This is a genomic window from Bradyrhizobium viridifuturi (assembly GCF_001238275.1).
Taxonomy (GTDB): domain Bacteria; phylum Pseudomonadota; class Alphaproteobacteria; order Rhizobiales; family Xanthobacteraceae; genus Bradyrhizobium; species Bradyrhizobium viridifuturi.
Map to the genome: position 1 here is coordinate 26,996 of NZ_LGTB01000045.1, position 22,701 is coordinate 49,696.

The window sequence follows — 22,701 nt, forward strand, 5'->3', positions numbered from 1 at the left end:
CGAACCGATCCTCCCCCTTCCAGGGGAGGATGGAAGCTCGCCTACGCCGCGGCGGTCGGGAAGGTGTAGTCCTTGAACTGGTCGCGCAGCGCCGTCTTCAGGATCTTGCCGGTCGCGGTGTGGGGAATGCCTTCGACGAAAGCGACGTCGTCGGGCATCCACCATTTGGCGATCTTGCCGTCCATGAACTTCAGGATGTCCTCGCGCGTGGCGCTCTGGCCCTGCTTGAGCTGCACGATCAGCAGCGGTCGCTCATCCCATTTGGGATGGTGGACGCCGATCACGGCGGCTTCCGCGACCGCGGGGTGGCCGACCGCGAGGTTCTCGAGATCGATCGATGAGATCCATTCGCCGCCGGACTTGATCACGTCCTTGGAGCGGTCGGTGATCCGCATGTAGCCGTGCTCGTCCATGGTCGAGACGTCGCCGGTGTCGAAGAAGCCGGCATCATCGAGGATGTTGGCATCGACCCGGAAATAGGCCTTGGCGATCGCGGGACCCGAGACCTTGAGGCGGCCGAAGGTCTTGCCGTCCCACGGCAGCTCCTTGCCGGCATCGTCGGTGATCTTCATCTCGACGCCGAACGGCGGGTAACCCTGGGTCTGCAGGATGTCGAGCCGCTCCTCGCCGGTGCGTTCGGTGAACGGCGGCTTCAGCGTCGCCAGCGTGCCGAGCGGGCTCATCTCGGTCATGCCCCAGGCGTGGCGCACCTGGCTGCCCATGTCGAGGAACGCCTTGATCATCGAGCGCGGCATCGCCGAGCCGCCGCAGATCACCATCTGCAGATCCGGTAGCTTGACGTTGTTGGCGGCCATGTATTGCAGCAGCATCAGCCACACCGTCGGGACGCCGGCGGTATGGGTCACCTTCTCGGTCGACAGCAGCTCATAGACAGAGGCGCCGTCGAGCTTCGGGCCCGGCATCACCAGCTTGGTGCCCATCGACGGTGCGGAGAAGGCGATGCCCCAGCTGTTGGCATGGAACAAGGGCACCACCGGAAGCATTGTGTCCGAGGCGGAGGTGCCGAGCGCGTCCTTCGAATTGGCCATCAGCGCGTGCAACACGTTGGATCGGTGCGAATAAAGTACACCCTTGGGATCGCCCGTCGTGCCGGAGGTGTAGCACATCGCAGCCGCGGTGTTCTCGTCGAAGGTCTTCCACTCGAACTTGCCGTCGGATGCTGCGATCCAGTCCTCATAGGCGACCGCGTTCTTCAGCGTGGTCTGCGGCATGTGCGCCTTGTCGGTCAGCACCACGTAGCGCTCGACGCTCGGCAGCTGGCTCGCGATCTTCTCCAGCACCGGAACGAAGGTGAGGTCGGTGATGACGATGCGGTCCTGGGCATGGTTGACGATCCAGGCGATCTGTTCCGGGAACAGCCGTGGATTGACCGTATGGCAGATCGCGCCGATCCCCATGATGCCGTACCAGACCTCGAGGTGGCGCCAGGTGTTCCAGGCGATGGTGGCGATGCGGTCGCCGAGCTTGATGCCGTCGCGCTCGAGGCTCTGCGAGACCTTCAGCGCGCGGGCATGGATTTCGGCGTAGTTGGTGCGATGAATCGGACCTTCGACCGACCGTGTCACGACTTCCTGCGTGCCGTGATATTTGGCGGCGTGCTCAATAATCTTGTGGCACAGCAAGGGCCAATCTTGCATCAAACCAAGCATACGCAAATCCCTCCTCGATCCTCACACATGATCCGCCGGCATCTTGGACGGCCGGCAGTAAAATCATGGAACTGACATGAACTTTAGCGCGGAGAAAGCAAGCCGAAAATGGCCTGATGGCGCGTTTCGCCGCGCCGCCGCGGCAATGGTTACCGCTGCCGGCGCGCTGCTTTGCCTTTTGCTTTCCCTTGGCATGCAAGCCGGGCCCGCGCAGGCCGCCCGCGGCGTGCCAACCTTTCCGTGGGATGATTTGTTCGGCACCCGGCCGCACAGGGCGCACAAGGCGGTCCGCCGTTCGGCGGTGCCGCTGCCGAGGCCGCGCCCGGCTGACGCGCCTGCCGCAGCCGAGCCCGAGCCGCCGGCCGCCGAGACGCAGCCTCCAGCCGCGCCTGCCGAGGCTGCCAGGCCCCGCGAGATGGCCAAGCCGGCTGAAGCAGCAAGGCCCGCCGAGCCTCCCAAGCCGCAGCTATCGGCCTGCCGGCAGGCGCTCACCGAGGAGATCGCGATCGCGCCGAGCATTCCGGATATCCACGGCGCAGGCGGCTGCGGCGGCGAGGATCTGGTGCGGCTCGAGGCCATCGTGCTGCCGGACAGGCGCAAGGTCGCGGTCAAGCCCGCGGCGATCCTCCGCTGCAAGATGGCGGCCGCGGTCGCCGACTGGGTCCGTACCGATATCGCGCCGCTGGCGCAGACCCTCGGCGGCGGGATCAGCAATCTCGACAATTTCGACTCGTTCGAATGTCGCGGCCGCAATCGCGTCGCCGGCGCGCAGCTCTCCGAGCACGGCCGCGCAAACGCGCTCGACGTGCGCGCTCTCGGTCTCTCCAACGGCAAGTCGATCTCGCTGACCGACCGCAGCGTGCCGCGCGATCTGCGCGAGGCCGTGCTGCATTCGGTCTGCGCCCGCTTCTCCACCGTGCTCGGTCCGGGCTCGGACTGGTACCACGAGGATCACATCCATCTCGACCTGATCGAGCGTCGCAGCAATTACCGGATCTGCCAGTGGAACGTGTACGATCCGCTGCCGCAGGTCGCGCCGCTGTTGCCGGCCGAGCGACCGGAAGAGGCGCCGCCGCGCGAGGTCGCCGCGAAGTCCGATGCATCCAGGCATGATGCCACCAAGGCCGACGAGCCGGATGCGGCGAAATCAGGTGATGCGGCGGCCGTGCCCAAGGGCGCTCCCGAGACCAAGCCGCAGCCAACAAAAAAGCGCCGGCAAAGCCGGCGCTTTTGATCGCGATTGCGACGTGATTGGGATCAGTAGGTGGTGCCGCCGGCGCCCTGCAGCGCCATCTGCGGCTTGTAGGGCGAGTCGCCGTGCTTCGGCTCCAGCACCACGACGATGGTGCCGAGCTTGACGCGGTTGTAGAGGTCGATGACGTCCTCGTTGGTCATGCGGATGCAGCCCGAAGAGATCGACGAGCCGATATATTCCGGCTGGTTCGTGCCGTGGATGCGGAACAGCGTGTCCTTGCCGCCCGAGTAGAGATACATCGCGCGCGAGCCCATCGGATTGTCCGGACCGGGCGCCACGAAGGTCGGAACGCCGAGGCGCGAGATTTCGCCGGGGGTCGGGTGCCAAGCCGGCCATTCGGTCATGCTGCCGACCTTGGCAATGCCGGACCAGGCCATCGCTTCTTCGCCGACGGTGATGCCGTAGCGGATCGCCTTACCGTCGTTCATCACGTAGTAGAGGTAATGGTTGTCGGAATCGACCACGATCGAGCCGGGGGCTTCCTTGCGGTGATATTCGACGATGGCGCGCCGGAACGGTTCAGCCACCGGCGTTTTGACGTAGGTGGTCTTGGCAAGCAGTTCCTTGTCACGCGGCTTGAAGGCAGCGGTATTGGTTGCCTCGTAGGTCGTGGCCTGCATGCAGCCCGACAACATCAGCCTGCGGCCAGGATCCCGAAGGTAACTTTGAGCGACGACATGATTACATTCCAATCGAAAATCCGCGCCCGAAAGCGCCAACATTACGCCCCAAACGCCACGATTCCATGAGGGGCATTATTGCCTGAAACCCGCCATTCTTCCCAGACTTTAGATGGCTTTCCCGCATCGCGGGATGTGATCTGTGGCTTTTTTGCCGCAACTGTTCTGGCGTGGGTCGGTTTTTTGTGCAAACAGGCAACGGTCGTCGAGTCGGAGCTCCATCACTGCCACCCGGCTGCCACAAATATGGACGCCCGGTTAATGCCCCGGTCATGAAGCGCCAGCCAGAATCGCGCTAAGTCGGCGGGTCCTCCAGCCCTGTTTCCTGCCCTGTATCTCGGAGTTCGTGATGCTGTCGGTGTTCGTTCCCTCCGATTTTTCGCTCAAGAAGGCCGCCGCCACCGACCTGGGCGCGCTGCCGGAGGGCGCGGTCTGGATCGATCTGGTGAACCCGACGGTCGAGGAGGACCGGGCCGTCGAGAAGCTCGCGGGAATCGCGGTTCCGACCCGGGAAGACATGCAGGAGATCGAGATCTCCAGCCGGCTCTACATCGAGAACAGCGCCCGCTACATGACCGCGACGCTGATGTGCCAGTCTGACACCGACATGCCGCGCACCACGGCGGTCACCTTCATCCTGACCAGCCATCGGCTGGTGACGGTGCGCTACGACCTGCCGAAGCCGTTCGCGCTGGTCGAGAACAAGCTGGCCCGCGCCTGCTCCCCCGGCATCACCGGCGAGCAGGTGCTGATGGAACTGCTGGACGCCGTGATCGACCGTTGCGCCGACCTGCTGGAGCGCTGCGGGGCCGACATCGACCAGGTCTCGCACGACATTTTCGAGCCGGAGAGCGAGCGCCACGGCCACGCCAAGCAATATTCCCAGATCCTGATCGCGATCGGCCGCAAGGGCGACCTGACCTCGAAGGTGCGCGAAAGCCTGGTCTCGATCGGCCGCCTTGTCACCTTTCTCTCCGCGATCGTCGAAGGCGTGAAATGGTCCAAGGACATGCGCGAGCAGCTCAAGACCATGCAGCGTGACGTGGCCTCACTGACCGACCACGCCTCTTATCTCTCCAACAAGATCACCTTCGTGCTCGATGCCATGCTCGGCGTGGTCAATCTGGAACAGAACAACATCATCAAGCTGTTCTCGGTGATGGCGGTGGTCTTGATGCCGCCGACGCTGATTGCGTCGATCTACGGCATGAATTTCAAGCTCATGCCGGAACTCGAATGGCCGCACGGCTATCCGTTCGCGCTGGTGCTGATGCTGATCGCGGCTGTTGTGCCGTACTGGATCTTCAAGTGGAAAAAGTGGCTGTAAAGCAGTTCCATTCGTCGCGTTTTGGGACGCGTTTTCTGCCTTATTTCCTCTCCTAAAATTTGAGTGTTGCGCTGAACGTTTGGGCGAAATTTGTCTGCGATAACGCCCGCCTCGAAGCCGGAGGACAGCAATGGTTGAGAAGATCATAACGCCACGGCGTAACGTCATCGACTTTGCGCGCTATCAACAGGACCGCGCAGCAGGCAGGGTGCAGGCGATCTCGCCGAGACTTTGCCGTTACTGTGACGCGGCGCTGCTTGATGGCGAGGACGAAGACGACTGCTCCAGCGCGCTGAATGACGTCGCGCTGCAGCGGACTGAGAAGAAGTCGCGTCGGTTCTATGCGGACTAGAGGCTGAGGCCTACTAGAGGCAGAAGCCTCGTCCGCGTCGTTACGCATGCCATCGAAGCAATCCCTCAAACTACGGCCGCGGCGGCGGCCGGGATCGCCTCGAACCTCTCTCCCCCGAAATCACATCCAAGCCGAAGCTCAGACGTGCTGGCCACCATTGATGTGGATCTCGGCGCCGTTCACGTAGGAGCTGGTTTCCGTGCACAGCACGTAGATGATCTTGGCGACCTCGTCCGGGGTGCCGAGGCGATGCATCGGGATTTGCTGATCGACGATCTTCTCGGTGCCCGGCGACAGGATCGAGGTATCGATCTCGCCCGGGGCGATCGCGTTGACGCGAACGCCGACGCGGCCGAAGTCCGATGCCATCTCGCGCGTCAGCGCCGCGAGCGCCGCCTTCGACGTCGCATAGGCCGCGCCGGCGAACGGATGCACGCGCGAGCCGGCGATCGAGGTGACGTTCACCACCGCGCCCTTGGCATGCTTCAATTCCTCGATCAGCCCGCGCGCGATCATGATCGGCGCGAAGAAATTGACGTGGAAAACATGGGTCCAGGTCTCGATGTCGGTATCCATGGTGCCGAGCCGGCCGCCGCCCGCGGCCTTCGGCGAGATCGCGGCATTGTTGACCAGCGCATGCAGCTCATCGTTGTCCAGCCGCCGCCGGATCTCCGAGATCGCGCGCACGGTGTCGTCATGGCTGCCGAGGTCGACCTCGATGTGGTCTTCCGGTCCGGCGCCCCAGGGGCAGACCTCCGGAAACGCATGCCGCGAGAGGGTGATGACGCGCCAGCCGGCGGACGAGAACCGGATCGCGGTGGCGTGGCCGATGCCGCGGCTTGCGCCGGTCAGGAGCAGCGTGCGCCGCGGTGCATTGGATGGGCGGGTCATCGACGGTTTCTTTCGTTCTCGCCATGCGCGGCGCCGTGCCGGGCATCGACGTCCTCGAATGATAGGGAGATCATGACGTCGATGGCCGGGGTCATCTTACACGAAGACGCGCTTCGCACTTTCGCCCTTTCATGACAGTCGCGGCGGGTTTTCAGGGATAGAGCCGTACCTTCGACCACGCGTGACCGGCGTCATCGCGGCGGAATTCGATGCGATCGTGCAGGCGGAACGGGCGGTCGTGCCAGAACTCGAAGCGCTGCGGCGTGATCCGCCAGCCGCTCCAGCCCGGCGGCCGCGGCACCTCGCCGATGACGTATTTCGCGCCGACCTTGGCGATCGCCTGCTCGAAGGCGAAGCGGCTCTCCAGCGGCTGCGATTGCTTGCTGGCCCAGGCGCCGATCTGCGCCTGCTTCGGCCGCGTGGCAAAATAGGCGTCGGCCTCGGTATCGGTCACGGGGGTCACCGGCCCGCGGATGCGCACCTGGCGGCGCAGCGATTTCCAGTGAAACAGTAAAGCGGCCTTAGGATTTGCGGCCAATTCACGGCCCTTGGCGCTCGCAATGTGGCTGTAGAACACGAAGCCGTCGGCATCGAAGCCCTTCATCAGCACCATCCGCACGTCGGGCAGCCCATCGGCGTCGACGGTCGCGAGCGCCATCGCGTTCGGATCGTTCGGCTCGGACTTGACCGCTTCCGCAAACCATTCTGCGAACAGGGCGAACGGTTCCTCCGCCGCGGTGAAATCACCCGATGTTAACGGTGTCGGGTGTTTGATGGAGGTCGTGTCGGTCATGTCAGGAGTCCCGATTTGCATCCGCCCGCGTCCGAGAACGCGCTACTGGCCCTATATAGGGCATGGGGGCGCGTTGGCCTATCGGCGATCCACCCCGCGGGCGCGGTGGTGACATTGATCCTGATCGGCGTCGGTGCCAGCGGCTGCAGCCTGTCGCGCACCGATGCCTTCGCCAAGATGGACGACAAGGACGTGACGGGCTCGATCAGCCCGACTCCGGTCAGTGCTGTGATGCCGACCGACAGCGATCTGGCGTTTGCCCGCAACGCGGCCTCCGACGTGCTGACCAAGGGTGACAAGGATTCCAGCCAGCCCTGGGAAAATCCCGAGACCGGCGCGCGCGGCTCGGTGACGCCGCTGGCCCAGGCCTATTCCGGCGAGGACGGCAAGACGTGCCGGGATTTCCTCGCCAGCTATGTCAATGGAGCCACCGAGAGCTGGCTACAGGGGGCCGCCTGCAAGGCTGGACAAGGGCGGTGGGAAATCCATAGTTTGAAGCCTTGGAGAAAGTCCTGAGAGTTCCGGCAGAAGCCGGCAGCGGCCTAGTTGCAAAAATGCCACTGAGCCCCCACATGAAGGTAAAGTGGGCTCGGATGGGTTCCCGGCCAGGACTGATTTTCCCGTGAAGGAGACGTGACGGATGCGCGACCCCTATGAGGTCTTGGGGGTGCAGCGGAGCGCCAGCGCTGCGACGATCAAGAGCGCCTATCGCAAGCTCGCCAAGAAGCATCACCCTGACAACAACAAGAACGACCCGAGGCGGCGGCCCGCTTTGCGGAGATCAACACGGCAAACGAGATTGTCGGCGACGAGGACAAGCGCAAGCAGTTCGACCGTGGCGAGATCGATGCCGAGGGCAAGCCGCGCTTCCAGGGTTTCCCTGGCGGTGGCGCCGGCGGCCGCGCCGGTCCGGGCGGCGGCTTCGAGTACAGTTTCCGTGGTGGCCCCGGCGGCGGCATGGGCGGCGGCAGCTTCGAGGACATCCTCAACAGCATGTTCGGCAACGCCGCCCGTGGCAGCGCTGGCGGCCGTGCCGGGCGAGCCAGCCCGTTTGAATTTGACGGCGGCGGGGTCGGCGTCGACCTCGATCTTTCGGTCGCCATGACGGTGTCGCTGGAGGAATCGGTCAGGGGCGGCGACAAGCGTGTCCGCCTGCCGACCGGCCGCGAGCTCAACGTCAAGATTCCGCCCGGCGTCACCGCAGGCCAGCAGATCCGGCTGAAGGGCCAGGGCGACACGGCGCAAGGACACCCGCCCGGCGATCTCCTGATCACGATCTCGATCGCGCCGCATCCGTTCTTCAAGGTCGACGGCAATGATCTGCGGATCGACCTGCCGGTGACCCTCTACGAGGCAGTGCTGGGCGGCAAGGTCCGCGTGCCGACGCTTGGCAGCGCGGTCGAGCTGTCGATCCCGAAGAACACCTCCAGCGGCCGCACCTTCCGCCTCAAGGGCAAGGGGTTGCCGAAGGCCGGCGCCGTCGGCGACCTCTATGTCACGACCCGCATCATCCTTCCCGACGGGAACGATGCCGAGCTTGAGGCATTGATGCAGACGTGGCGGGAGCGAAATCCCTACAATCCGCGCAGCGATCTCGCTGACCGCCGGGAGCGCGCTCCAGAGACGCGAAGACGCGAAACTGCAACTACCCCGGACTCTATCGGGGTAGACGCCGCGCCGTGAGCGCGTCAAAGGATGACCGGCTGTCCGAATTCCTGGTCTGCGGCGTGCAGACCGGATGGCGGAAAAAGGAGTGCGGCCTCGAGAGGGGGACCAGCGCGGTACACAAAACCCCAATCGAGGCCGCGTGCGCCGATCGGCGGATCGGGCGCAGATCATCTTCGCGTGAGCATCCGGTGCGATAATGAGACGCGGCAATGACGCGAATCGAAATTTTCAATGTCGGAATTGGGACGCTGAGTGAGGCTGGATTCACTTGCTCGAAATGGTGCACTCGACGCCGTGATCTCCCGTAAAATTACGGGAGGTCAGCCCCCGTTCTTCTCCATCTGATCGTAGACCGCCCGGGCGACCTGGGTCAGGCGGGTGCGGTCGGTACCGCCGCTGACGACATAGGCGACGCCGCGATCGGCCCAGAACAGCGCGCCGTCGCCGCCCTGCACGGCGTAGCGCATCTGCGTCGCCTCGGTCTTCGCCTTCGCGGTGTAGACCGTGAAGCGTTCACCGGACGTACTCTCATACATCAGGAACGACGCCGGCCCGCTCGGCCCGGGCAGCAGGCGGCCGCCGACCAGCTTCAGCCCGGTCAGGTCGGGGGCGCGGACGTCCCAGCCGCAGCGCTTGGTCAGCCATTGCTGCAGATGATCGCGCTCGCTGCCGGGCACCTCGACCGGATGCCGGACCTCGACGACGTAGAGCCGATGCGCATCGAGCGCATCGAGCGTGAAGCTCTGGAAGGTGGACGGGGTTGCTGAGGCGCCGCGCGCGATCCAGCCGACGCCGCCGCCGGCGATGAAGGCGGCGAGCGTCGCCGCCACCGCGCCATAGACCCAGCGGCGCGGCTGGCGCACCAGCCGCTCGAGCTCGAGCCGCTTCGGCACCGCCTCGTCCAGCACGCTGTCGTAGCGCGCATGCAGCGTCTCGGCCATCGCGCGCCAGGATTGCACCCGCGCCGCGTCGTCAGGATGGGTGGCGAGCCACGCTTCGACATCGCCGCGGCGTTCGGCCGGCAGCTCGTTGTCGACGTAGGCGTGCAGCTCGTCTTCGGTGACGGGAATGTTCGGGTCGGTCATATCAGTCGTCTCTGCCAAATCTTGTTCGAAAATCGCTCATCGTAACGGCTGCCATCGCGCACCTTATCATTTCACCCGCCTGAGCGCCGGGCGTTGGCCCTCGATCGAAGCCCGCACATGGGCGCGCGCACGGGCGAGGCGGGACATCACCGTGCCGATCGGCACGCCCTGGATGTCGGCGACCTCCCGGTAGCTCATGCCCTCCAGCATCACGAGCAGCAGCACCGAGCGTTGCTCCTCGACCAGCGTCGACAGCGCGCGCTCGATGTCGCGTCCCTCGGCCTCGGTGCCGCTGGCGTCGGCGTTGTTGTCGAGCAGCGGCATCAGGGGCGGCCGCCGCGCCAGCGAGCGCCTGCGGTTCTTGTTCAGGTTGGTCAGGATCGTATAGAGCCAGCTCCTGACGTCCCCGCCGAGAAACAGCCGCTCCGAGCGCAGCGCGCGCACCAGCGTGTCCTGCACCAGGTCATCGGCGATATCCGTGTCACGCACCAGCGCGCGCGCATAGCGGCGGAGCGCTGGAATCATGGCTTCGACACTTTGACGAAACGCGGTCATGCATCCAGTCTTCGATGGTCGCGGCGATGGCCGCCTTGGCAAACATAACACCCGAACGACGTGCCTATTCCGGTTGCGCCGACCTGCGCGCAGTGCGCCTCTGCTGCGGCCGATTTGGGCTTGTCGCCAGCCAAAGTGCTGGTGTACCTCCGAACCGAAAAAATTCGAAGCGTAGAAGCCGAAGCGTGGAAGTCCAAGCGTGGAAGTCTTGGGTCAGCCGCCGGACAGCTCGCTCAGCAGGGACCAGCCGCTACGGGAATGCCGGTGCCAACGATCTACTACATCCGCCACGGCGAAACCTCATGGAACGCCGAGGGCAGGCTTCAGGGCGTGCAGGACATCGCCCTCAACGAGCGCGGCCGCGCCCAGGCGGTGCATGCCGGTCGCATCCTCGCCGATCTCCTGGCGCGCGACGGCCATGACAAGACGACGCTGCCGTTCGTCGCAAGCCCGTTGATCCGGGCGCGCGCGACCATGGAGCTGGCGCGCACCGAGCTTGGCCTGCCGCCGGGCGACTACACGCTCGACGCGCGGCTGCGCGAGATCGCCTACGGGATCTGGGAGGGCTCGACGCTGGCGCAGGCGCGGGCCGCCGACCCCGTGGTCTATGCGCGCCGCCTGGCTGAGAAGTGGCAGGTCGCGCCGGAGGGCGGCGAGAGCTATGTCGACGTGCAGGCGCGGATGACCGAATGGTACGGTTCGGTGACATCGGACACGGTCGCCGTCGCCCATGGCGGCACGGCGCGGGCGCTGATGGTCGCGCTCGGCTTCGAGACCCCGGCCTCGGCCGCCGACCTCACGATCGAGCAGGGCGCGGTCTACGTGTTCGGCGCGGCGGGCCTGCAGAAGTATAGTTAAGGGGACTCGTCATTCCGGGGCGCGAAGCGAACCCTCAGGTGCGCAATAGCGCAGGGAATCTCGAGATTCCGGGTTCGGTCGTGCGGACCGCCCCGGAATGACGGCGCAGAGGTTTGACCCCGCTGCCTGCCCGCGTTACGACACGGCATGTCCTTCAATACTTTCGGCCATATGTTCCGCGTCACGACCTTCGGCGAGAGCCATGGGGTCGCGATCGGCTGCGTGGTGGACGGTTGCCCGCCGATGATCCCTCTGACGGTGGAGGAGATCCAGCACGACCTCGACCGCCGCAGGCCCGGCCAGTCGCGCTTCACCACCCAGCGCCAGGAGCCGGATGCGGTGAAGATCCTGTCCGGCGTGATGGCGCATCCGGAGAGCGGGGTGCAGGTCACGACCGGCACGCCGATCGCGCTGCTGATCGAGAACACCGACCAGCGCTCGAAGGATTATTCCGAGATCAAGGACAAGTTTCGCCCCGGCCATGCCGACTTCACCTACGAGGCGAAATACGGCCTGCGCGACTATCGCGGCGGCGGACGCTCCTCGGCCCGTGAGACCGCGACCCGTGTCGCGGCCGGCGCGATCGCGCGCAAGGTGCTGCCCGAGGTGAAGGTGCGTGGCGCGCTGGTGCAGATGGGCCCGCACAAGATCGACCGCGAGAAGTGGGACTGGGAGGAGATCGCCAACAACCCGTTCTTCTGTCCGGACAAGGACAAGGCGGCGTTCTTCGAAAGCTATCTCGACGGCATCAGGAAGAGCGGCTCCTCGATCGGCGCCGTCATCGAGGTGGTCGCCGAGGGCGTGCCGGCCGGTCTCGGCGCGCCGATCTACGCAAAGCTCGACAGCGAACTGGCGTCGGCAATGATGAGCATCAACGCGGTCAAGGGCGTGGAGATCGGCGCGGGCTTCGGCGCTGCCGAGCTGACCGGCGAAGAGAATGCCGACGAGATGCGGACCGGCAACAACGGAACGCGCTTCCTGTCCAACCATGCCGGCGGTGTGCTGGGCGGCATCTCGACCGGCCAGCCGGTGGTGGTGCGCTTTGCGGTGAAACCGACCTCGTCGATCCTGACGACGCGCCGGACCGTCGACCGCAAGGGCGCCGATACCGACATCCTGACCAAGGGCCGCCACGATCCCTGCGTCGGCATCCGGGCCGTGCCGGTGGGCGAGGCCATGATGGCCTGCGTGCTGGCCGATCATTTTCTGCGCGACCGCGGGCAGACCGGACGCTGATCCCTTATATAGTGGCGGTACCAGACCGCCCTGGGGGACTACCATGAATGCGTCGGAGCTACGGGATATCATCACGTGGATGATCGGCGGCGCGCGATCGGCACCGACCCCGCAGCAGATGATGGCGGAATGCTGCGAGCGCCTGGTGCGGGCCGGCCTGCCGCTGTGGCGCATCGGCGTCTTCGTGCGCACGTTGCATCCCGAGATCTACGGCCGCCATTTCATCTGGAAATCGGGCGGCGAGGTCGAGACCGGTACCGTCGATCACAACATCGAGGACACCCCGGAATTTGCTGTCAGCCCGCTGCCGATCGTCCTCAAGCAGGGCGTCGAAGTGCGCGCGCGGCTCGACGACCCCACGAGTGCGCGCTTTCCGATCGTCCAGGACCTGCTGGCAGAGGGCGTCACCGACTATTTCGCGGTGCCGCTGATCAATACCGACGGCCCGCCGAACGCCTCGAGCTGGACCACCAAGCAGCCGGGTGGCTTCACCGACGAACAGCTCGATGCGATCCGCTCGATCACCGTGCCGCTGTCGCGCTATATCGAGATCGTGACGCTGCGCCGCACCGCCTCGCTGCTGCTCGACACCTATGTCGGCAACCGTGCCGGCGAGCGCATCATGGGCGGCCAGATCCGGCGCGGCCATGCCGATACGATGGATGCCGCGATCTGGCTGTCGGACCTACGCGGCTTCACCGCGCTGTCGGACCGCCTGCCGGCCGAGACCGTCGTGGAGATCCTCAACCTCTATTTCGATTGCCAGGTCACGGCGATCCGCGAGCATGGCGGCGAGGTGCTCAAATTCATGGGCGACGGCCTGCTCGCAGTGTTCCCGGTCGACGAATATCTCGGCGACGAGGCGAAGGTCTGCTCGCGGGTGCTGGACGCCGCGCGGGCGTCCCGCGCCGGCGTCGAGGCGCTGCAATTCCCCAATGGCGACGCGGTCGAGCGCTTCCGCTTCGGCGTCGCGCTGCATCTCGGGCGCGTGCTCTACGGCAATATCGGCGGCGGCAACCGGCTCGACTTCACCTGCATCGGTCCGGCGGTCAACCTCGCCGCGCGGCTGGAGAAGATCGCCGGGCGTCTCGGCCGCACTGTGGTGGCCTCCGAGCGCTTCGCCGGTATCCATGACGGCGGCTGGAGCGATCTCGGCGAGTTTCCGATCGCGGGGTTCTCGAAGGCGGAACGGGTCTATGGCCTGTTCGACGAGGCGCCGGTTGCTGCGGCCAGTTAGGTGCAGCGTAGGTGATTGACACGGACGCGCAGCATCGCACCGGGATTGCGCTGGTCGTGGCGGCCGCGGCCGCCTGGAGCACCGCGCCGTTCTTTACCCGGCTGCTGCACTTCGATTCCTGGACCATCCTGTTCTGGCGCGGGCTGTTCGGCGGCGGTGCGATCGTGCTGTTCCTGGTCGCGACGCAAGGCCGGCGCGGCGCGCGCGATCTCGTCGCGATGCCATTGAGCGGATGGCTGGTGGCCGGTCTCTCGACCCTCGGCATGGTGACGTTCATTCCGGCGCTGCAACTGACGAGCGTCGCCAATGTCGCAATTCTCATCGCGATGCAGCCATTTGCGGCCGCCGCGATCGCCTGGCTCTGGCTGCGCGAACGGGCGCGGCCCGGCACCTTGCTGGCAAGTCTCGTAGCACTCGCGGGCGTCGCTATCACCGTGAGCGGCGCTGGCGGCATCACGGATTACAGGGGCATCGGGCTTGCCTGCGTGATGGTGCTGGCGATTTCGCTGATGACGGTGGTGATCCGGCGGCACAAGGGCACGCCGATGATACCAGCCGCGGCGCTCTCCAACTTCCTCGGCAGTGCCGTCAGCCTGCCGCTGGGGCTCGGCATCGGCGCGGTCGGCGGCGCCGATCTCGGCGTGCTCGCGATGTTCGGCGCATGCCAGGTCGGGCTCGGTCTCACTTTGTTTACGGTCGGCTCGAGATTGCTGCCGTCCGCGCAGGCGTCGCTGATCGCAACCCTCGAAACGCCGCTGATGCCGTTCTGGGTGTGGCTGGCGTTTGCCGAGGTGCCGTCGCTGCGCGCCCTGATCGGCGGCGCGCTGGTGATGGGCGCGGTCGTCGCCGACGTCGTGCTGAGCCAGCGGACGCAACTCGCGCAGCCGGCGGAGCGGTGAAGGGCGGCTAGCCGCGTGCGTAAGACTGCTTCAGGCCGAAGGTCAGGATCGACAGCGTGATCCACAGCCGCAGCATGGCGAAGCTGAAGATGAAAACGACGTAGACCAGGTTCTTGATCGGCTGGCCCACCTCGGAGGTCTGCCAGAATTGCCAGATCACAGTGCGCACAAACTGCTGCCCGTAGCCGAGCGCCACGTTGATCGCACCAAGCGCGAGCACTGCGACACTAAGCCAGAGCGCGTGCCGGCCAAGGTCCTTGGCGGCGGCAAACAGCGCGACGCGGCCGCCATTACCTTCGGCGTTGACGATGATCATCAGTACCAGCGCTGCGATCGCAGCACTCCATAGCCGGCCGAGATCGGCGCCTTGATCGAAGGCCATGCCGTCGAGGCCCCACAGCAGGTGCGGCGCAAACGAGGCGAAGCCGACCGCCGCAGTGGCGAGTGTCGCGATGATGATCACAAGCACGATCCGCCACAGGATCGATAGTGACAGCCTGATCTGCTCGGCCAGCGTCAATTCGCCGAGCGATGATTGGCCCCCGGCAGCCTGGATCGAATCCCGTGCCGTCGCGAAGAAGGCGAGCAGCACGCAGACGTCGGCCAGCACCAGTGCGGGCAATGTCAGGCCGGGCTTGCCGAAGCCGACGATCCGTATCGCCGTCGCCATGACGAGCCAAGGCAAAGCGGGTAGGGGGCGAAACGGCCCGAACGAGGTCTCCGGGCGGGTTTTCCGCAGTGAAAGCTGTTGGCGCAGTGCGACAGTCATGCCGCGTTGGTGCCATGCGATCCCTAAAGCAGGGGTGGCTGCGATCGATAAAATGCCCGGCAAGGCCTGCGGCAAACTGGCGCTGCCGCGCTATTCCTCGGGCTCGGTGGTGAACAGCAGCGGGTAGCCCTTGGCGCGGCCGGCGTCGGTGGCCCGCGTCGCCTTGGTCTCGGCGACGTCCCTGGTGAACACGGCGACCACGCAGACGCCGCGCTGATGCGCGGTCAGCATCACCTTATAGGCCTGGTCGTCGGTCATGCGGAATTCGCCCTTCAGCACGGTGACGACGAATTCGCGCGGCGTGTAGTCGTCGTTGACCAGGATCACCTTGTGCAGGCGCGGCCGCTCGACCTTGGTCTTCGTCCTGGTTTTCGGCTTGACGACGCTATCGGGCATCGCACTCCCTCGCGATTGCTCCGTAAGACTACCGTCTCCCGGCACATCTTGGAACCGTTCGATTTGCACGGCGTCATTGCGGCAACGGCACGGCGCGCGTTGCCTCATGCGTGACGTCTAACCTGCAGGCGTCTAACTTGAATGTGAAGGATAGATGATATCCGCGCTTTTCGCCGCCTGATTTGCGTGTCACCATGACGGGATACGACGGGAGGGCCGCAATGCGCTGGTATGTCTCGATCGGAGCGGTGCTTGTCGCGGGCATGTTGGCCAGCGGCGATGTGGCCGGTGTTGCCGCGCCCGGCCCGGGCAATCAGTCCGGCCATCGCGTTGCGGAAAAGGAATCCACGCCGAGCGTCGACATCGAGTTGATCATTGCGGTCGACGTCTCCTATTCGATGGACATGGACGAGCTCGCGATCCAGCGCGAGGGCTACGCGCAGGCAATCGTGTCCAAGGATTTCTTGCAGGCGCTGAAGGCCGGCCCGAACGGCAAGATCTCGATCACCTATTTCGAGTGGGCCGCGTCCAACGACCAGAAGGTGATCATTCCCTGGCGGGTGATCGACGGCCCAGAATCGGCAGACGCGGTCTCCGCCGAGATCATGAAGACGCCGGTGCGCCGCGCCTCGCGCACCTCGATCTCGGGCGCGATCTACTTTGCGATTCCGATGTTCGACGAGAACCCGCATCGCGGCATTCGCCGCGTGATCGATATTTCCGGCGATGGGCCCAACAATAACGGCGCGCCGATCACGCCGGCGCGCGATGCCGCGCTCGACAAGGGCATCGTCATCAACGGTCTGCCGATCATGGTGAAGGAGCCGTCCTATTCGACGATGGATATCGAGAATCTCGACTACTACTACGAGGATTGCGTGATCGGCGGGCCCGGCTCCTTCGTGGTGACGATCAAGGATCGCGAGAAGTTCAAGGAGGCGATCCGCACCAAGCTGCTGCTCGAAGTCGCCGGCCGCACCCCCGAGCGCCCGGTGGTGCGGACCGCCGAGAAGGAGCCGCGGGTCAGCTGCACGATCGGCGAGAAGATCTGGCAGGACCGCTGGGGACGATAGCGATCATGTAGGATGGGGAGAGCGCAGCGAAACCCATCATCGTGCCGCGGGTTCGAAGTGATGGGTTTCGCTGCGCTCTACCCATCCTACGGTTCTGCCGATCTCTCGCCTAGCTCAGTCTCCAGCATCCGCAGCGTCCGCAATGCGGCGGCGTAGTCCGCCGCTCCGATCTGCCGCCAGACCTCGGCGACGCGCGCGGCGAGGTCCCGGACCGTCACCGGAAAATTCGCAGCCTGCGCCAGCGCGCCCTTTTCGTTGATCAGATACTGCCCGTTCAGTGCGAACAGCACCTGTGCGGTGCAGGCCAGCGCACGGTAGGCACACCCTGCGATATGCGTGCCGTCGCCGCGCGGTACGGCAAGCTCGGCATTCTCGATTGCGAACAGGATTTCCCATTGAAAGCGCCGGAGCAGTGCGTCGCGCAGGGCCGGCGGGAAGGGCGTGGTCTTCGCCTTCATTGCTGCGACGAGGCTGTCGGGATCATGCAGCGCACGGCACAGCGCGACCTCGCCCATCCAGATCGCCGAGCAGAAGCCGTGCGGATGGCCCGGCTGGTAATGCATGCCAATCTCGCCGTTCCGGCAGGCCTCGATGACATCAGTGACCCCTTCGGCGCTGCGGTAGAGCAGGTCGACTTTGTGGCCGCCGATCGCGAGCCAGGCGCCGCCGACGATCCACGGCCCCCAATCGCCGACTGGTGTCACATTCACGGCAGCGGGGTCGTCGACCAGGCCGGTCGCGGCCGCGCGCAGCCGATCGATATCGAGAGCGGTGCCGTTCCGGTAGTAGAGGCCGAGATCGTAATCAGAGGCGTCATGCGCCGTGCCGCGCGCCCGCGAGCCGCCGAGCACGATGGCAGCGACACCAGGCACGGCGGCGAGGACGGGAATGATGTGCGCGAGCAGCGGATCGTGGGACATGCTATGCGGATTATAGCGAGACCACCGCACGCCGCGATAGGCGCAACGATGCTTCAGCGTGCGAAGCGCGCCACCAGCTCGACATGCGGGGTGTGGCGGAACTGATCAACCGGTGTGACACCGGCGATCCTGTAGCCGCCGTCGATCAGGATCTTCGCGTCACGCGCAAAGGTCGCGGCATTGCAGGATACCGCAACGATCACGGGCACCTTGCTCGCCGCCAGCTGGGTGACCTGCGCCTGCGCACCCTGCCGTGGCGGATCGAACACGATGGTGTCATAGTCGCGCAACTCCTGCGGCATCAGCGGGCGGCGGAACAGGTCGCGTGCCTCGGCCTTGAGCGGCTTCAGCCCCGGCGTTGACTGCGCGGCCTTCTGAAGTGCCGTGATCGCGCCGGCATCGCTGTCGAAGGCCGCGACCCGCGCCCTCTCCGCGAGGCGGAGTGCGAACGGACCGACGCCGCAAAACAGATCGGCGATGTGCTTGGCGCGTCCGCAATGCTCGCGAACCAGCGCCGCCAGCGTCTCCTCGCCCTTGACGGTTGCCTGCAGAAACGAGCCCGGCGGCAGCACGACCTTCGCCTTTCCGATCGCAACCTCCGGAGAGGCGCGTTGCAGCACCAGCTCGCCGTGCCGCGTCAGCCGCGCCAGCCGGTGTTTCTCGGCGACCCGCGACAAAGTGGTGATCAGGCTGGTGGGCAGCGCGCCGGAGCCGCGCACGTCGATGTCGAGGCCGTTGAGCGTCGCCGTTACCTGGATGTCGAGCGGCTTGCCGGTCGAGATCAGGGGCTCGGCGATAGCCCAGGCCGCTTCGAGCGCGCCGTCGAGCGCGGGATCGAGGATCGGACAGCGATCGACCGGAACGATGTCGTGCGAACCAGCCGCGGCAAAGCCGACCTTCAGCACCTCATGGGTGCCCATGCGTCCGTGCAGCGTGATGCGGCGGCGGCCCGCGCCATGCGCGTCGAGCAGCGGCGCAATGTCAGCTGCGATCTTTGCCTGTGCCAGCGTCTCGACCACGATGTTGCGCTTCCAGGCGTGGTAGGGCTCCTCGCTCCAGTGCTGGATCGCGCAGCCGCCGCAGACGCCGAAATGCGGACAGAACGGCGCGATGCGCTCGGGACTCGCATGCCTGACGCGTACCAGCCGCCGCCGGTCGGGATGGTGCCCGGGGACGCCTTCGACCTCGACCGTTTCGCCGGCCAGCGCATAAGGCACGAAGATCGACTGCGATCCGTCGATCGCGACTCCGTCGCCGCGGTGGCCGACATGGTCGATGGTAAGAAGCTCAGCCACGGCGGGCGCCGAGGAAGAATTCGATGTTGCCGTCGCCGCCCGGTATCGATGACGGGAACACCTCGATGTCGGTGCAGCCGAGCGAGGCGGCGAAGGCCGTCATATCGTCGCAGATCTCCTGGTGCACCATCGCGTTGCGGATGACGCCGCGCTTGGAATGTTTGCGCGCCGCCTCGAATTGCGGCTTGATCAGCGCCAGCAGATGCATCGGGGCTGCCGCCAGCGACAGCGCCACCGGCAGCACCAGCTTCAACGAGATGAAGCTGACATCGATCACGACGACATCGGGCCGCGCCGGCAACCGCTTCCCCTCATAGTTCCTGATGTCGGTCTCCTCCATGGAGACGATCTTCGGATGGCCTTGCAGCGAGGGATGCAACTGGCCGTGGCCGACGTCGATGGCGAACACGAGGCTCGCCCCGTTGGCGAGCAGCACCTCGGTGAAGCCGCCAGTCGAGGCGCCGACATCGAGGCAGACGTGGCCCTCGACGTCGATCGGATAGTGCTCGAGCGCGCCGGCAAGCTTGACGCCGCCGCGCGAGACATAGGGATGCGCCGGCTCGGCCGTGAGCTCGGCGCCGGGAGCGACGATTTCGGAGGCCTTCGCAATCGGCTTGCCGTCGGCGGTGACGAGCCCGGCATCGATCGCTGCGCGCGCCCGTGCCCGGCTTTCGAACAGGCCACGTTCGACCAGCAGCACGTCGATGCGCTTACCGGCGGATGTGGCGTTGTCGTTGGCGCCCGCCTTGGTCACCTGCCTGCTCACATGACGCTCTGCTGGCGCTGCGCGGCGGCGAGCCGCACGCAGGCCTCGAAGGAGGTGAGGTCGTGCCAAAGGTCGGTCGCCGGCTCCCGCGGCGTCACCAGCGGGCTGCCGTGCAGATCCAGCGCGTGCATCATCATCAGATTGTCCGGCAATCCAAACTCTTCCACCGTCAGGCCCTCCGCGTCGATCAGGCGTCCGTCGGATGCCGGCACGACCTGGCCGAGCCGCGCCACGCGGTTAGCGTAGGACGTGGGATCGTTCGAATAGGCGAAGCACAGTTTGCCGCGTCCCGCCATGTAGCCGAGTTCGTAGACGGTGCCTGCGTCGGCACTGGGGCCGCGAAACGGCGTCAAATTGGCGATGATGGCGTCGGCAGACTCCATCATCGCCTCGTTGCTCTTGAAGATGGTGAGCGAGGCGCCGGCGACGGTGGGATTGATGCTGTTGTCGAGCGGATACAGCCCGGTCAGCCCGTGATAGGCGCAAACCTCCGCCTTGCGGCGGCCGATCTCCACGGCATCCGGCAGGAATACGTCAGGACCTGCCAGATAGATTCTCATGGACTTGCCGGTGCTATGGCGTTTCGCGCGAACAGGAAACCGGAGCTCCGGTTCTGATCCAATCAGAACCGGAAATGCTCGTGCTGCCCGAAACGATTACGCGAGCTTGACGGTCTCGGTCTTGTAGTCCTTGCCGAGGGTTTCGAACACCTTGGCAACGATGCTCTTGGCGTCGAGACCGGCGCGGGCATACATCGCTGCCGGCGTGTCATGGTCGAGGAACACGTCGGGCAGGATCATCGAGCGGAACTTGAGCATGCCGCTGTCGAGCATCGCGTTGTCGGACAGGAACTGCATGACATGCGAGCCGAAGCCGCCGATCGAGCCTTCCTCGATTGTGATCAGGATCTCGTGGTCGCGGGCGAGCTTCATGATCATCTCTTCGTCGAGCGGCTTCATGAAGCGCGCATCGGCGATGGTGGCGGAGAGGCCATGGGCGGCGAGCTCGTCGGCGGCCTTCTCGCACTCGGCGAGGCGGGTGCCGAACGACAGCAGTGCGACCTTCTTGCCCTCGCGGACGATGCGGCCCTTGCCGATCGGCAGGGCAACGCCGACTTCCGGCATCTCGACGCCGCGGCCTTCGCCGCGGGGATAGCGCAGCGCGCTCGGACGATCGTTGATCGCAACTTGGGTCGCCACCATGTGGACCATTTCCGCCTCGTCGGCGGCGGCCATGATCACCATGTTGGGCAGACAGCCGAGATAGGCGTTGTCGAACGAACCAGCATGGGTCGCGCCGTCGGCGCCGACCAGGCCGGCACGGTCGATCGCGAAGCGGACCGGAAGGCTCTGGATCGCGACGTCGTGGACCACCTGGTCATAGCCGCGCTGCAGGAAGGTCGAGTAGATCGCGCAGAACGGCTTGTAGCCTTCGGTGGCGAGGCCCGCGGCGAAGGTCACCGCGTGCTGCTCGGCGATGCCGACGTCGAAGGTGCGGTCCGGGAACGCCTTGTTGAAGATGTCGACGCCGGTGCCCGACGGCATCGCCGCGGTGATGGCGACGATCTTGTCGTCCTTCTGCGCTTCCTTGACGAGGCTCTGGCCGAACACGTTCTGGTAGGCTGGCGCGTTCGGCTTGGCCTTGGCCTGGGTGCCGGTCGCGACGTCGAATTTGACGACGGCGTGATACTTGTCGGCGGACGCTTCCGCCGGACCGTAGCCCTTGCCCTTCTGGGTCACGACATGGACCAGGATCGGCCCGGTCTCCATGTCGCGGACGTTCTTCAGCACCGGCAGCAGATGGTCGAGATTGTGACCGTCGATCGGGCCGACATAGTAGAAGCCGAGCTCCTCGAACAGCGTGCCGCCGTCCATCATGAAGCCGCGGGAATATTCCTCGACGCGGTTGGCGCGGTTGGCGAGGATCTTCGGCAGGCGCTTGTTGATCTGCTTGGCGGCCTCGCGTAGCGAGCGGTAGGTCTTGCCGGAGTAGAGGCGCGACAGATAGGCGCTCATCGCGCCGACCGGCGGCGCGATCGACATGTCGTTGTCGTTGAGGATCACGATCAGGCGCGAGTTCATCGCGCCGGCGTTGTTCATGGCCTCGTAGGCCATGCCCGCCGACATCGCGCCGTCACCGATCACGGCGATAACGTTGTTCTTGCCGCCGGAGAGATCGCGCGCCACGGCCATGCCGAGGCCGGCCGAAATCGAGGTCGACGAGTGCGCGGCGCCGAACGGATCGTAGTCGCTCTCGGTGCGCTTGGTGAAGCCGGAGAGGCCGCCGCCGGTGCGCAGGGTGCGGATGCGGTCGCGGCGACCGGTCAGGATCTTGTGCGGATAGGCCTGATGGCCGACGTCCCAGATCAGGCGGTCGCGCGGGGTGTCGAAGATGTAGTGGATTGCGGTGGTCAGCTCGACCACGCCGAGGCCGGCGCCGAAATGGCCGCCGGTCACCGACACGGCGTCGATGGTTTCCTGGCGGAGCTCGTCGGCAACTTGCTGCACCTGTTCGACCTTCAGCTTGCGCAGGTCGTCCGGCGTGTGAATAGTGTCAAGAAGCGGCGTTTTACTAAATGTGGTCACAGCGAATTTCCAATTTTTGCCTGTCGGAACGAACCGCCCGACGCGAGATGGGTTGGCGCGCACATCGCGCAGCGAAAGCCAGACACTGGGTGCCGCCCCGGCAGACCGTGCCTGGTTGTAAGCCTAGATTCACTCCGGATTGGACCACGTGATACGCATCACCTTGGTCGCTCTTCACCCGTCCCGGTTCAGTTTTGTCGAACCATTTGAGATGCATGCCGCCCGAAAACTTCGGGCCGCCCGCCACCCTCAAATGCCCATAGAACTGGAAGCATTACACCAAAGCCGTAACCAAAGCCAACCCGATAGGCGGCGCAGGGTTCCTATGCGTTGTCTTGAAAAACCTATATTTTTCAATGGTTGGGGCTTGGAGCGGGTTCCAATTTGGCCA

The 22,701-nt window shown here is 65.4% G+C and carries 21 protein-coding genes and 2 pseudogenes; 10 read left to right on the plus strand and 13 right to left on the minus strand.

Going from position 1 to position 22,701, the window contains the following annotated elements; genetic code table 11:
* Positions 1-41: 41 nt before the first annotated feature.
* Positions 42-1,670, minus strand: a complete 1,629-nt coding sequence (locus ALC15_RS33050; RefSeq protein WP_050630907.1) for a fatty-acid--CoA ligase — start codon at positions 1,668-1,670, stop codon at positions 42-44.
* Positions 1,671-1,746: 76 nt separating this feature from the next.
* Between ALC15_RS33050 and ALC15_RS33055 the strand changes: the two genes are divergently transcribed.
* Positions 1,747-2,904, plus strand: a complete 1,158-nt coding sequence (locus ALC15_RS33055) for an extensin family protein (protein WP_050630908.1) — start codon at positions 1,747-1,749, stop codon at positions 2,902-2,904.
* Between the two features lie 23 nt (positions 2,905-2,927).
* On the opposite strand, the pseudogene ALC15_RS33060 reads toward ALC15_RS33055, so the two are convergent.
* A pseudogene (locus ALC15_RS33060) lies at positions 2,928-3,604 on the minus strand (L,D-transpeptidase).
* A 350-nt stretch (positions 3,605-3,954) separates the two neighbouring features.
* Between ALC15_RS33060 and ALC15_RS33065 the strand changes: the two are divergent.
* Positions 3,955-4,932, plus strand: a complete 978-nt coding sequence (locus tag ALC15_RS33065; RefSeq protein ID WP_050630909.1) for a magnesium transporter CorA family protein — start codon at positions 3,955-3,957, stop codon at positions 4,930-4,932.
* 130 nt (positions 4,933-5,062) lie between these two features.
* Complete coding sequence (locus ALC15_RS33070) at positions 5,063-5,284, plus strand: hypothetical protein (RefSeq protein WP_021076769.1); 222 nt, start codon at positions 5,063-5,065, stop codon at positions 5,282-5,284.
* Between the two features lie 138 nt (positions 5,285-5,422).
* On the opposite strand, the gene ALC15_RS33075 is transcribed toward ALC15_RS33070, so the two are convergent.
* Both ALC15_RS33075 and pdxH read right to left on the minus strand, forming a co-directional pair.
* Positions 5,423-6,175, minus strand: coding sequence for an SDR family NAD(P)-dependent oxidoreductase (locus ALC15_RS33075; protein WP_050630910.1), 753 nt, complete (start codon positions 6,173-6,175; stop codon positions 5,423-5,425).
* Positions 6,176-6,326: 151 nt separating this feature from the next.
* A complete protein-coding gene (gene pdxH, locus ALC15_RS33080) occupies positions 6,327-6,968 on the minus strand; it encodes a pyridoxamine 5'-phosphate oxidase (protein WP_050630911.1) in 642 nt (213 codons plus the stop codon).
* Positions 6,969-7,073: 105 nt separating this feature from the next.
* On the opposite strand from pdxH, the gene ALC15_RS33085 reads away from it, so the two are divergent.
* Together ALC15_RS33085 and ALC15_RS33090 are read left to right on the plus strand one after the other, a co-directional pair.
* On the plus strand, positions 7,074-7,484 hold the full coding sequence (locus tag ALC15_RS33085; protein ID WP_244486352.1) for an RT0821/Lpp0805 family surface protein: 411 nt from the start codon (positions 7,074-7,076) through the stop codon (positions 7,482-7,484).
* Between the two features lie 124 nt (positions 7,485-7,608).
* Positions 7,609-8,564 (plus strand): annotated as a pseudogene (locus ALC15_RS33090) (DnaJ C-terminal domain-containing protein); the annotation flags it as partial.
* A gap of 392 nt (positions 8,565-8,956) precedes the next feature.
* Here the strand turns inward: ALC15_RS33090 and ALC15_RS33095 are convergent.
* Both ALC15_RS33095 and ALC15_RS33100 read right to left on the minus strand, forming a co-directional pair.
* Complete coding sequence (locus ALC15_RS33095) at positions 8,957-9,721, minus strand: anti-sigma factor family protein (protein ID WP_050630912.1); 765 nt, start codon at positions 9,719-9,721, stop codon at positions 8,957-8,959.
* A 66-nt stretch (positions 9,722-9,787) separates the two neighbouring features.
* Complete coding sequence (locus ALC15_RS33100; protein WP_050402366.1) at positions 9,788-10,276, minus strand: sigma-70 family RNA polymerase sigma factor; 489 nt, start codon at positions 10,274-10,276, stop codon at positions 9,788-9,790.
* Between the two features lie 258 nt (positions 10,277-10,534).
* Here ALC15_RS33100 and ALC15_RS33105 point away from each other — a divergent pair, with 258 nt between their 5' ends.
* From ALC15_RS33105 to ALC15_RS33120, 4 genes are all read left to right on the plus strand, one after another.
* A complete protein-coding gene (locus ALC15_RS33105; RefSeq protein ID WP_050630913.1) occupies positions 10,535-11,134 on the plus strand; it encodes a histidine phosphatase family protein in 600 nt (199 codons plus the stop codon).
* Positions 11,135-11,281: 147 nt separating this feature from the next.
* Positions 11,282-12,370 (plus strand): chorismate synthase, encoded by a 1,089-nt coding sequence (gene aroC, locus ALC15_RS33110; protein ID WP_050630914.1) that lies wholly within the window; start codon positions 11,282-11,284, stop codon positions 12,368-12,370.
* A gap of 43 nt (positions 12,371-12,413) precedes the next feature.
* Entirely contained in the window at positions 12,414-13,607 is a 1,194-nt protein-coding gene (locus ALC15_RS33115) for an adenylate/guanylate cyclase domain-containing protein (protein ID WP_050630915.1), read from the plus strand.
* Positions 13,608-13,618: 11 nt separating this feature from the next.
* Positions 13,619-14,506: a DMT family transporter gene (locus ALC15_RS33120; protein WP_050630916.1), complete on the plus strand. Its 888-nt coding sequence runs from the start codon at positions 13,619-13,621 to the stop codon at positions 14,504-14,506.
* Positions 14,507-14,513: 7 nt separating this feature from the next.
* Here the strand turns inward: ALC15_RS33120 and ALC15_RS33125 are convergent, their stop codons facing one another.
* A complete protein-coding gene (locus ALC15_RS33125; RefSeq protein ID WP_050630917.1) occupies positions 14,514-15,176 on the minus strand; it encodes a hypothetical protein in 663 nt (220 codons plus the stop codon).
* Positions 15,177-15,365: 189 nt separating this feature from the next.
* A complete protein-coding gene (clpS, locus tag ALC15_RS33130; RefSeq protein WP_024580653.1) occupies positions 15,366-15,671 on the minus strand; it encodes an ATP-dependent Clp protease adapter ClpS in 306 nt (101 codons plus the stop codon).
* A 221-nt stretch (positions 15,672-15,892) separates the two neighbouring features.
* Between clpS and ALC15_RS33135 the strand changes: the two genes are divergently transcribed.
* Complete coding sequence (locus tag ALC15_RS33135) at positions 15,893-16,744, plus strand: DUF1194 domain-containing protein (RefSeq protein ID WP_050630918.1); 852 nt, start codon at positions 15,893-15,895, stop codon at positions 16,742-16,744.
* An 86-nt stretch (positions 16,745-16,830) separates the two neighbouring features.
* Here ALC15_RS33135 and ALC15_RS33140 read toward each other — a convergent pair whose 3' ends face one another.
* The 5 genes from ALC15_RS33140 to dxs form a co-directional block, all read right to left on the minus strand.
* Positions 16,831-17,664, minus strand: a complete 834-nt coding sequence (locus tag ALC15_RS33140; protein WP_050630919.1) for a nucleotidyltransferase domain-containing protein — start codon at positions 17,662-17,664, stop codon at positions 16,831-16,833.
* 53 nt (positions 17,665-17,717) lie between these two features.
* Positions 17,718-18,959 (minus strand): class I SAM-dependent RNA methyltransferase, encoded by a 1,242-nt coding sequence (locus ALC15_RS33145; RefSeq protein WP_050630920.1) that lies wholly within the window; start codon positions 18,957-18,959, stop codon positions 17,718-17,720.
* Entirely contained in the window at positions 18,952-19,725 is a 774-nt protein-coding gene (locus ALC15_RS33150) for a TlyA family RNA methyltransferase (RefSeq protein ID WP_244486353.1), read from the minus strand. Before ALC15_RS33150 ends, ALC15_RS33145 begins: the two co-directional genes overlap by 8 nt.
* A complete protein-coding gene (locus ALC15_RS33155; protein WP_050630921.1) occupies positions 19,722-20,285 on the minus strand; it encodes a nucleoside 2-deoxyribosyltransferase in 564 nt (187 codons plus the stop codon). The genes ALC15_RS33150 and ALC15_RS33155 overlap by 4 nt, the downstream gene beginning before the upstream one ends.
* A 96-nt stretch (positions 20,286-20,381) precedes the next feature.
* Positions 20,382-22,310, minus strand: coding sequence for a 1-deoxy-D-xylulose-5-phosphate synthase (dxs, locus tag ALC15_RS33160; RefSeq protein ID WP_050630922.1), 1,929 nt, complete (start codon positions 22,308-22,310; stop codon positions 20,382-20,384).
* Positions 22,311-22,701: the final 391 nt, after the last annotated feature.